Genomic DNA, 3,843 nt, shown 5'->3' on the forward strand with positions numbered 1-3,843 from the left:
ATCAGGTCGCCCTGCGCTCGGTGCGGCTCGGTGAGCGCGCCGAGAGATCCGAGACGCGCGCCCAGCGCGGCGAGGTTCTCTGGCCTCGCCCCGCGATATGCGCCCGAGGCGAGGTCGGGGTCACCGAAGGCGACGACGCCGACGCCACGGTCCCGCAGCGCGGCGAGGAGGTCGACGCCGCCGGATGTCAGCTCCTGGGCGTCGTCGACGATCACGGCGTCGAGCCGCCGCACCGCAGCGAACACGGGGTGGTCGACGGGAAGAGCGCGCACCAGCTCGACGGCCTCGAGCGTGAGGCCCGCCGCGTCACGCGTCGAGGCGCGCATGTCGCCCAGCACGCCTTCGTACTCGGCGAGGAACGATGCGAGCGCCGTCCATACGGTCTCGGCCTCGGCGTCGGCGAGCGCGGCGATGCGGGCGGGGGTCAGCGCGAGCGTGCGCGCGTCGGCGATGAAGGCACGCAGCTCACCGCGGAAGCCGCGGGTTGCACGGGTGGCGGCTCCGAGCGCGTCCGGCCAGCGCGAGCGACCGGATGCCTCGTCCTCGGCGTCGCCGGCGAGGAGGTCGGCGAGGATCTGGTCGTCGTCGGACGCCGTGAGCAGCAGGGGCGGCTCGTCGCCGGTGTGCACGGCATGCGCGCGGACGAGCTGGAACGCGAACGAGGTGAGCGAACGCGCCGGCGGGCCTGACGTCGCGCGCCCGAGTGCAAGGGACAAGCGGTCGCGCAGCGCCGTCGCCGTCTGACGCGTGGGCGTGAGGGCGAGCACCGCGTCGGGGTCCGACCCGGCCGCGACGAGCGCGGCGGCACGCTCGACGAGCAGCGTCGTCTTGCCGGAGCCGGGAGCGCCCGTCACGACGCCCGTGAGCGCCGCGGGCGCCGAGCGCACCAGCGCCCGCACAGCCGCGTCGGCGGGGGGTGCGGTGTCGGACGTCACCCGACCACGCTACCGACGCCGCCCGACATCGTTCGCCGACAGCGTGACGTGCGCGGCCGGTGCGCCGCGGGGCGCAGGCTACGCTCGATCATGCGCCCGCGGCGGGCGCGCCCCGGCCACCGATCGCCCTCGCGATCGACGGGGACGACAGGGAGGACCGGGACGTGGAGATCCGCATCGGCATCGCGAACACGGGGCGCGAGCTCAACTTCGAGACCAACGAGTCGGTCGACTCGGTCAAGGCCCAGATCGCCGCCGCGCTCGACGACAACGCGACCCACATCTCGCTCGTCGACGCCAAGGGCAACACGCTCATCGTGCCGACGGCCGGACTCGCCTACATCGAGCTCGGCACCGAGGAGTCGCGTCGCGTGGGCTTCGTGGCCTGAGCACGATGGACATCGTCCTCGCGTTCCTCTTCGGCATCGGCATCGGGCTGGTGCTGCACTATGCGCTCCCGGGCCGCGACTCGCGCGGTGTCGCGCTGCTTCCGGCCGTCGGGGCGGTCGCCGGCGGTGCGGTGTGGCTGGCTCTCACCTGGGCGGGGTTGACCACCGACAACCCGCTGCTGTGGGTCCTGTCGATCCTCGCCGCGGTCGTGGTGACCGTGCCCGTCGGTGTCGTGCTCTCGCGCGTGCGCGCCACGCACGACGCGCGCGAGAAGTCCCGCCTCAAGATCGGCTGACGTCCCGCTTCCCCGCCACGGCGAGGCGGGGCATCCGATCTCTCAGGACTCGAGGCCCATCGCACTCATCCGGGCCGCGTGAGCGCCCATGAGTGCGGTGAAGACCGGCTCCACGGTGGCGTCCTCCTCGGCCGTCTCCGGCGAACGGCTGAGGGCCGCACGGGCGACGAGCAGGGTGTCGCCGACGAGACGCCGCCCCCACATCGCGAGCAGCGACCGCCACTCCTCGTCCGCGGAGATCGCGTCGTGGATGATGTCGGCGATCGCCTTGCGGTCGGTGTCGGCCTCGAGGATGCGCGCCACCCGGCGCCCGGTCTCGCCGTAGCTCGCGGCGAGCGAGCGGTAGAAGTCGTCGAGGATGCCCGCCGTCAGGTGCACGGTGAGCATGGTCTCGAGCGAGCGTTCCCCCTGGGTGCGACGACGGAACGCGTCGAGCTGCTCGCGGAAGGGCAACATCAGCGTCAGCGGGTCGTCGCCGCGCTCGCGGATGACCGCCACCAGCTGCTGGTGCTTGGTGAGGGCCGCCCCGGATGCGCGGGAGAGCGCCTCCTTCTGGGCGAGCGACGGCGTGGGCGCGATGAGGGCGCTCAGCGTCTCGAAGTAGCCGAGCTGCAGATAGGCCGCCTGGCCGAGGAACGTGTCGACGGGCGGGGCGAGCTCGGCGAAGTCGACGCGGGTCGCCCCCGACGCCTCGCCTCGGGTGCGCAGACGTAGCACGCGCCCCACGGGTCGACGACGACGGAACCAGTCCCACACGCACACCAGCGTAGGCGGATGCCGCTTCCGCACGCGATCCCATCCGTTCGGGGCCGTGCGCCGAATGAGTGACATGAGGTTCATTCCCACGAAAGTCCACGGAGCGCTCGACTACATCGTCGGCCTCGCCCTGCTGTTCGCACCGCTGATCTTCGGCTTCTCGTCGGTCGGAGGCGCTGCGGTCGTCATCCCCCTCATCCTCGGAGCAGGCCTCATCGTCTACAGCCTGTTCACCCGGTACGAGTGGGGCCCGTTCAAGCTCATCCCGATGCCGGTCCACCTCGTGTTCGACGTCGTGGCGAGCCTGTTCCTCGCCCTGTCCCCGTTCATCTTCGGCTTCTCGTCGTACCCGCCGAACGTGTGGCTCCCGCACGTCGTCGTGGGCATCGCCGTCATCGTCGTGGTGATCTTCTCGAAGCCCGCGCCCGGTCCCTCGGTCGGTCGCTGAGCCTCGTCGCTCCTCCCCCCGGAGCCGTGCCCTCCCCGCCTCGTGCGGCGGAGGGCACGGTCATGTCGGGCGGCGTACGGCTCCGGATGCCGCGCGTCGGCAGGTGCGCGGGCGGTGACCGGGTACCCTGGAGGGAGTGCCCCGGCAGGGATCGGGGCCCCGCGCCTGCGGCTGAATGAGGGCGTGGACGATCTCGCGGCGCAGACGCCGCCCTCATCAGACAGGTTCATATCGTGACGACGTTCGCCGATCTCGGCGTCGACCAGGACATCCTCGACGCACTCGCGCACAAGGGCATCGTGGATGCCTTCCCCATCCAGGAGCAGACGATCCCGCTCTCGCTCCCCGGCCAGGACATCATCGGCCAGGCCAAGACCGGCACCGGCAAGACCTTCGGCTTCGGCATCCCCGTGGTGCAGCGCCTCGGCGCCCACCCCGAGCCCGGCGTGAAGGCGCTCATCGTCGTGCCGACCCGTGAGCTCGCGGTGCAGGTCTATGAGGACATGGACCTGCTGACCCAGGGCCGCGCCACGAGCGTCGTGGCGATCTACGGCGGCAAGGCATACGAAGGGCAGATCGAGCAGTTGCAGGCGGGTGCGCAGATCGTCGTCGGCACGCCCGGCCGCCTCATCGATCTCGCCGGCCAGCGCCTGCTCGACCTGTCGAACGCGACCGAGGTCGTGCTCGACGAGGCCGACAAGATGCTCGACCTCGGCTTCCTGCCCGACATCGAGAAGATCTTCCAGAAGGTGCCCGCGGTGCGTCACACCCAGCTCTTCTCGGCGACGATGCCCGGGCCGATCGTCGCGCTGGCGCGTCGGTTCATGTCGAACCCGATCCACATCCGAGCCAACGACCCCGACGAGGGTCTCACGCAGGCGAACATCCGTCACCTGGTCTACCGCGCGCACTCGCTCGACAAGGACGAGGTGATCGCCCGCATCCTCCAGGCGGAGGGTCGCGGCAAGACCGTCATCTTCACCCGCACGAAGCGCGCCGCGCAGCGACTCGTCGACGAG

6 protein-coding genes are annotated in these 3,843 nt (G+C 71.4%); 4 read left to right on the forward strand and 2 right to left on the reverse strand.

Annotation, left to right across the window (positions count from 1 at the left end):
- On the reverse strand, positions 1-935 hold a 935-nt coding region (locus ASG00_RS16905), incomplete at its 3' end, for a UvrD-helicase domain-containing protein (RefSeq protein ID WP_235559144.1).
- Between the two features lie 164 nt (positions 936-1,099).
- On the opposite strand from ASG00_RS16905, the gene ASG00_RS04590 reads away from it, so the two are divergent.
- A complete protein-coding gene (locus tag ASG00_RS04590) occupies positions 1,100-1,324 on the forward strand; it encodes a DUF3107 domain-containing protein (protein WP_056207243.1) in 225 nt (74 codons plus the stop codon).
- Positions 1,325-1,329: 5 nt separating this feature from the next.
- Entirely contained in the window at positions 1,330-1,620 is a 291-nt protein-coding gene (locus tag ASG00_RS04595; protein ID WP_045246977.1) for a hypothetical protein, read from the forward strand.
- Positions 1,621-1,662: 42 nt separating this feature from the next.
- Here the strand turns inward: ASG00_RS04595 and ASG00_RS04600 are convergent, their stop codons facing one another.
- Positions 1,663-2,382, reverse strand: a complete 720-nt coding sequence (locus ASG00_RS04600; RefSeq protein ID WP_156454837.1) for a ferritin-like fold-containing protein — start codon at positions 2,380-2,382, stop codon at positions 1,663-1,665.
- A gap of 67 nt (positions 2,383-2,449) precedes the next feature.
- Here ASG00_RS04600 and ASG00_RS04605 point away from each other — a divergent pair, with 67 nt between their 5' ends.
- Together ASG00_RS04605 and ASG00_RS16910 are read left to right on the forward strand one after the other, a co-directional pair.
- Positions 2,450-2,824: an SPW repeat domain-containing protein gene (locus tag ASG00_RS04605; RefSeq protein ID WP_045246976.1), complete on the forward strand. Its 375-nt coding sequence runs from the start codon at positions 2,450-2,452 to the stop codon at positions 2,822-2,824.
- 233 nt (positions 2,825-3,057) lie between these two features.
- Positions 3,058-3,843 (forward strand): DEAD/DEAH box helicase (locus tag ASG00_RS16910; RefSeq protein WP_235559145.1); only part of this gene is annotated, 786 nt, incomplete at its 3' end.

This window comes from Microbacterium sp. Leaf351 (genome assembly GCF_001423825.1).
Lineage (GTDB): Bacteria > Actinomycetota > Actinomycetes > Actinomycetales > Microbacteriaceae > Microbacterium > Microbacterium ginsengisoli.